Genomic DNA, 6244 nt, shown 5'->3' on the forward strand with positions numbered 1-6244 from the left:
GCCTTGACGGCGCCGATGAGCTGCTCTTTGGGGTCCTGCGGGAACTCGCTGCCCTGCTTCTCGCGGTAGATCTGCTTGAACTCCTTGACGAGTTCCTTCAGATCGTCGGCGTCCAGATCGACGTCCTGGGTCACGCCCTTGCGCTCCTTCATGGCGTCGATGCGCTCCTCAAAGAAGCTCTTGCCCAGCTCCATAACAACATCAGAGTACATCTGGATGAAGCGGCGGTAGCAGTCATAGGCAAAACGGGGGTTGTCAGTCTTCTTAGCCAGACCTTCCACAGCCTGATCGTTCAGGCCGAGGTTCAGGATGGTATCCATCATGCCGGGCATGGACTGACGGGCACCGGAACGGACGGAAACCAGCAGCGGGTTCTCCACAGAGCCGAAGGTCTTACCGGTCTGCTCCTCCAGAATGCCCATGTATTTGAAGATGTCAGCCTTGATCTCTTCGTTGATCTCGCGGCATAATACTGGGTGCAGGCCTCGGTGGTGATGGTGAAGCCCTGCGGAACCGGCATGCCGGCGTGGGTCATCTCGGCCAAGCCAGCGCCCTTGCCACCCAGAATGTTCTTCATGGTGGTCTGGTCGCCGCCGAAGGCGTCATGGCCCTCTTTGAACAGGTACAAGAATTTCTTGCTCATACTAACCTCCCAAAAACGGTTACGTGTTTGCATCACAACGTTCGTGTTTGCAAAGTCCATTATAACAGACCCCAAATCGAATTTCCAGTGGATTGTTAAAAAAATGCTCAATAGTTTCGCTGAAAAACAACCAAACTTTTCTCCCTAAGGTATTGCAATTTGCACAAAAATCGTGTAAAATATACTGGGCGGAAAGTTCGGAAATTGTTCGAGCGCCGCTCTTTTTTTGTTTATGCTTTAAGTTTTGCTTTTTTGTGTTTCCCGCCCTTTTTCGGGTTGCGAAAATCGCCCGCGTGGGGTACAATAGCAACAAGGTATAGTAATATGTAAGGAGGACGCCTTGATGCCTACCGCCAAAGAAAATTTCGAGCTGGCACAGCAGCGCTATGCCGCTACGTTTGAACGTCATTTGGAAAACGGCGTGGAGTTTATCAGCCGTGACGTATATATTGATGCCGAAGTGGAGATCGCCCCCGGCGCTGTCATTCTGCCGGGGTGCATCCTGCGGGGCAAAACCGTGATTGGCACCAACTGTGTCATCGGACCCAACACCCTGCTGGAGGACACCGTGGTGGAGGACGGCTCGACCATCAATGCCAGCCAGTGCTACCAGAGCCACATCGGCCCCAACAACAAGATCGGCCCCTTCACCCATGTACGCACCGGCACCAAAACTGCCGAAGGCTGCCATCTGGGCGCCTATGTGGAAACCAAGAATGCCGACTTCGCCGAGGGCAACACCGTCAGCCATCTGACTTACATTGGCGATGCCACGGTGGGTAAGTACTGCAATTTCGGCTGCGGCACCGTCACCTGCAACTACGATGGCGAAGGCAAGTTCCACACCACCATTGGGGATTATGCTTTCATTGGCTGCAACACCAATCTGGTGGCGCCGGTTACGGTGGGCGACCACGCCTTCACGGCGGCAGGTTCCACCATCGGAAAAGATGTACCCGCCGGAGCACTGGGCATTGAACGTGCCAAACAGGTCAACGTCAGCGCTTGGGGCGAACATAAGCTGGAAAAGTATATTGCCAAAAAGCAAAAGTTGGAGGCGGACAAGCGAAAGGATGGTTGAGTATGCTATCCATCTTGTTTACGATTCTCGGCTGGCAGGAACTCGTATGCACCTTTGATGCCGTGCAATACAGTCAGGTCTTGCAGATGCTGCAAAAGGAAGGAATCCCCTGCCGCACCCGAACGGTGAATTTCAGCAGTGCCTCCCGACGCACCGGCACGATGTATTCGGTGGGAGAGCGAATGGACCGCAGCATCGAGTATCAAATTTTTGTCAAAAAGGCTGACCTGACCAAAGCACAGTTGGTTTTGCAGGGCCGACTGCACAACCTGTAACCCTTATTAGAAAGGATATTCCGGTATGCGTTTTCTCGGCAATCTGCTTTGGTGTCTATTCGGTGGACTGTTCAGCGCTTTAAGCTGGACATTGGCCGGATTGTTCTGGTGCATTACCATCGTCGGCATTCCGGTTGGAATGCAGTGCTTTAAGTTTGCCAATTTAAGTCTTTTCCCCTTTGGGAAAGAGATTCTTTATGCAGGCGGTGCACCGTCTTTGCTGTTCAACCTGCTATGGCTGTTGCTCTCCGGCCTGCCGTTGGCCATCAGCCATGCCATCTGGGGCTGCGTCCTCTGCTTGACCATCGTCGGGATCCCGTTCGGGTTGCAGTTTTTCAAAATTGCCCGGTTGGCCCTCTTCCCTTTCGGTAGTCGGGTTGTTGTCACCGCCTGAGAGAAGCGGATGCTCTCTGCACAGAAACTTCATGAAGGAGCGTTTTGGATTTTTTATGCCATTTTTCAGCAATACTTCCGGGGCCGACTGGCTGATCGCCGGATTGGGCAACCCCGAACCGAAATATGACGGCACCCGCCACAACGCCGGGTTTGAGGCTCTGGATCATCTGGCCAAGGCATGGGGCTGCGACTTGAACAAAAGCAAATGGCAGGGCCTATACGGCACCGCACAGGCCGGCGAGCACAAAGTGGTGCTGCTCAAACCGCTTACATATATGAACCTCAGCGGTCAGAGCATTGCCCCTGCCGCCAACTTTTACAAAATTCCGGCCAATCATATTATTGTCCTCTGCGACGACATCACCCAACAGCCGGGACATCTGCGGATTCGCCCCCACGGTTCGGCGGGTGGTCACAACGGCCTGAAAAGTATCATCGCCAGTCTGGGCACCGAAGAATTCTATCGCATCCGCATCGGCATCGGTGCCAAACCCAATCCCCAATATGATTTGGCCGCTTGGGTGCTGGGCAAGCTCCCCCCCGAGGACCGTCAAGCGGTGACCGACCGTTACCCGGACATTGAACAGGCCTGCAAGCTGCTGATGGACGGCAACTTACAGTATGCACAAAACAAATTTAATCGCTAAAGGAGATAGACCCATGAGCTCGCTTCGTAAAAAAGCAATGATTCGTCTGCTGCTGTGCGCCATTGTGCTGATCGCCACCATCGTGTTCTGCTTTTTGCTGTTGACCGGCACCTTTGACGGCAGCGAAACCGCCGATCCGGACAGCACCTCTTCTACCACCAGTGAAACGTTGTCGGAAGATTCCGGCGAGAGCCTGCCCGCCGAGGGAGATTCCTCCAGTGAAGCGGCAGAGCCCACGCCCGAGCCTACGCCGGAACCCACGCCCGTCAATTTCGACGGCCTGTCTGAACAGCCCACCACGGTCTATGCCGAAGGCGAACAGCCCAACTTTACCGTTACGCCGGATTCCAACATGAATCTGCGCGCCGGTCCCGGCACCGATTTTGATAAGGTTGCCCAGATCCCCGCCGGTACAGCTGTGACTGCGCTGGGCACCAATGCCGACGAAACCTGGGTCGTGGTTCAGTACGAAGGACAGTACGGCTGGCTGGCCAAGGAATATCTGAACGCCGCCTAATTCGTCATTGTGCTTTCCTGAATCTTTATAGCGGAAGGAGCCGCCGCTGTGTGCGGAACCCGACGTTTCCCGGCAGATTCCCGGTGGTTTTCCCTTCCACGATCTATGAGCTGCAACTCCAAACGTTCCCGCCCCCTTATCTTGAGGTGGACGGGGCGTCAATGGTGGCTACTGCGTTTGTATGAAACTATTTACCGCTCGTTTACTTCAAACCAAAGAATATGAAAAATTGGCGCATGCGCTCTCCGAACCGGGGGCATGCGCCTTATTTGGGTTGCCCGGCTCGGGCCGTGCGCTGGTCTATGCCGCGCTGTCCGCCCAGTTGGACCGCCCGCTCTGCCTTGTGACCCCCGGTGAAGCGGAAGCCACCCGCTTTGCCGCAGATCTGAATACGCTGGGAGTCCCAGCCGCGGTGTTTCCCACCCGAGATTACGTACTGCGTCCCATCGAAGGGACATCCCGGGAATATGAGTACCGGCGTCTGGGCGTATTGGGAGATTTGGTGGGAGGACGGTTGCGGGCCGTCTGTGTGTCGGAGGAAGCGCTGACCCAATACACCACACCCAAGGCCGATTTTTGTGCCAATACCCGCACGCTGCGTCCCGGCGATTCCCTACCCCGCACAGAGCTGACCGCGCTGCTTCACGGTGCCGGCTATACCCGCCGTACACAGGTAGATGGTCCCGGACAGTTCTCCATCCGCGGAGACATTGTCGACCTATATGCGCCCGACATGAAGCTGCCGGTACGTATGGAGTTTTGGGGTGACGAGATCGACACGATGCACACCTTCGATCTGACCACCCAACGCCGAGAGGATCCGGTAGAAAAGATCTATGTCAGCCCGGCCCGGGAAGTGCTGTTTGGCGCCCCTGCTGACGCGGCAGAATTGCTGCGCGCCTTTTTGAAAAAGCAGCGGGGTAAAAAGCGCACCGCATTGGAAGCCTGCATGGCCCCCGAGTTGGCACAACTGGATGGCGGCGCCGTGCCGGTGAACCTAGACAAGTATTGGGCGGTACGGTATCCGGAACCCGCCACTCTGCTGGACTATCTGGAAGATCCGATCCTCGTGCTGGAGGAGCCCGCTTCTCTGCGAGAGGCCCAGCGCGCTACCGCCTATCGTCGTGGCGAAGAACTGACCACGCTGCTGAACGATGGCGTCTTAGCCGCCGGTCTTGACAAGCTGTATGCCGACGCCCCGTGGCTGTGGACCCAGCCGGCGCGCTGCCGCACCATCTGCGCCGAAAACTTTGCCCGCAACATGCCGGACTTAAAGTTGAAGGAGATTGTCAACGCACCGGCCCATGCGCTCCCCTCTTGGAGCGGTGAAGTCGCCCATCTGTTGGAAGATTTGCAGCCCCTCTGCGACGGCGGAGCCGCTGTCACGGTGCTGGCCGGTACGCCTCGCGCCGCGGCCGGTCTGGCCGCCGACCTGCGTGTAAAAGGACTTACCGTAACCACCGAAGAGGATGTTCCCCCCGCCGCCGGTTTGGTGCAGATTTTGCCGGGGCAGCTTTCCGCCGGGTGCAGTCTGCCCTTTGCCAAGTACGCGGTATTCACGGCGCGAGCTTTCGGCGTAAGTACCGCCCAGAAAAAGAAAAAGCGCAACAAGGATGCCCTGAACAGCCTAAGCGAGATTTCGCCGGGTGATTTGGTCGTCCACCAGAACCATGGTATTGGCCGCTATGCGGGCATCCAACGGATGGCCGTACAGGGCGTGACCAAGGATTATCTGCGCATTGAATACGATAAAAAAGACGTGCTCTACGTCCCCGTTACCCAGTTGGACCTGCTGTCCCGCTATACGGCGCCGGGGGATCGGGACAACGTCAAGCTGAGCCGTCTGGGCGGCAGCGACTGGGCCAAGACCCGCAAGCGGGTACGGGCTGCCACCGAGGCCATGGCCAAAGAGCTTATCGAGCTTTACGCCCGCCGCAAGCAGGCCAAGGGCTACGCCTTCCCCGCCGACGATACTTGGCAGGGAGATTTCGAACAGCGTTTTGCGTACGAGGAGACCCCCGACCAGCTAACCTGTGCGGCGGACATCAAGCACGATATGGAACAGCCTTGGCCCATGGATCGCCTACTCTGCGGTGACGTGGGCGTGGGCAAAACCGAGGTAGCCCTGCGCGCTGCTTTCAAATGTGTGATGGGCGGCAAACAGTGTGCCATTTTGGCCCCCACCACCATTCTGGCTTGGCAGCACTTTAACACGGCCATTGCCCGGATGGAAGCTTACCCCATCCGCATTGGATTGCTCTCCCGCTACCGCAGCAGCAAGGAGCAGAAGGAAACCCTGCGCGGCTTAAAAGAGGGCACCGTAGACATCGTGGTAGGCACCCACCGCCTGCTCTCTGATGATGTGAAGTTCCGGGATTTAGGGTTGGTCATCATTGATGAGGAGCAGCGCTTCGGTGTCAAACACAAGGAGAAGCTCAAAGAAGCCTTTATCGGGGTGGATATGCTGACCTTGTCTGCCACCCCCATTCCCCGCACCTTAAATATGGCGCTGTCCGGCATTCGGGATATGAGCACCATCGAACAACCGCCTTTTGAACGGCAACCGGTAGAAACCTACGTGCTGGAATACGACGAGGGCATTGTGTCGGAGGCCATCCGCAAGGAACTGGCCCGTGGCGGGCAGGTCTACTATCTGCACAACCGGGGGGATACCATCAACGAATG

Annotated in this window: 6 protein-coding genes and 1 pseudogene; 6 read left to right on the forward strand and 1 reads right to left on the reverse strand. The window is 56.7% G+C overall.

Annotated elements, in window-relative coordinates; all coding sequences use genetic code 11:
- Positions 1–643: pseudogene (locus Q0526_RS06675) on the reverse strand (PEP/pyruvate-binding domain-containing protein); the annotation flags it as partial.
- Between the two features lie 343 nt (positions 644–986).
- Here Q0526_RS06675 and Q0526_RS06680 point away from each other — a divergent pair.
- The 6 genes from Q0526_RS06680 to Q0526_RS06705 form a co-directional block, all read left to right on the forward strand.
- A complete protein-coding gene (locus Q0526_RS06680) occupies positions 987–1724 on the forward strand; it encodes a UDP-N-acetylglucosamine diphosphorylase (RefSeq protein ID WP_298731841.1) in 738 nt (245 codons plus the stop codon).
- Positions 1725–1726: 2 nt separating this feature from the next.
- Entirely contained in the window at positions 1727–1999 is a 273-nt protein-coding gene (locus Q0526_RS06685; RefSeq protein WP_298731843.1) for a hypothetical protein, read from the forward strand.
- Between the two features lie 25 nt (positions 2000–2024).
- A complete protein-coding gene (locus Q0526_RS06690) occupies positions 2025–2393 on the forward strand; it encodes a YccF domain-containing protein (protein ID WP_298731845.1) in 369 nt (122 codons plus the stop codon).
- Between the two features lie 55 nt (positions 2394–2448).
- Positions 2449–3042 (forward strand): aminoacyl-tRNA hydrolase, encoded by a 594-nt coding sequence (gene pth, locus Q0526_RS06695; RefSeq protein WP_298731847.1) that lies wholly within the window; start codon positions 2449–2451, stop codon positions 3040–3042.
- A gap of 13 nt (positions 3043–3055) precedes the next feature.
- The gene (locus Q0526_RS06700; RefSeq protein WP_298731849.1) at positions 3056–3559 is read left to right on the forward strand and encodes an SH3 domain-containing protein; all 504 of its coding nucleotides are present in this window, start codon (positions 3056–3058) and stop codon (positions 3557–3559) included.
- Between the two features lie 181 nt (positions 3560–3740).
- The coding region (locus tag Q0526_RS06705) for a DEAD/DEAH box helicase (protein ID WP_298731851.1) at positions 3741–6244 on the forward strand (2504 nt) is incomplete at its 3' end.

Source organism: uncultured Subdoligranulum sp. (genome assembly GCF_937890665.1).

Excerpts from the sequence above, each read along its gene's own strand:
- Q0526_RS06680 (WP_298731841.1), top strand. The coding sequence starts at position 987 with ATGCCTACCGCCAAAGAAAATTTCGAGCTGGCACAGCAGCGCTATGCC.
- Q0526_RS06690 (WP_298731845.1), top strand. The coding sequence starts at position 2,025 with ATGCGTTTTCTCGGCAATCTGCTTTGGTGTCTATTCGGTGGACTGTTC.
- pth (WP_298731847.1), top strand. The coding sequence starts at position 2,449 with ATGCCATTTTTCAGCAATACTTCCGGGGCCGACTGGCTGATCGCCGGA.
- Q0526_RS06685 (WP_298731843.1), top strand. The coding sequence starts at position 1,727 with ATGCTATCCATCTTGTTTACGATTCTCGGCTGGCAGGAACTCGTATGC.
- Q0526_RS06700 (WP_298731849.1), top strand. The coding sequence starts at position 3,056 with ATGAGCTCGCTTCGTAAAAAAGCAATGATTCGTCTGCTGCTGTGCGCC.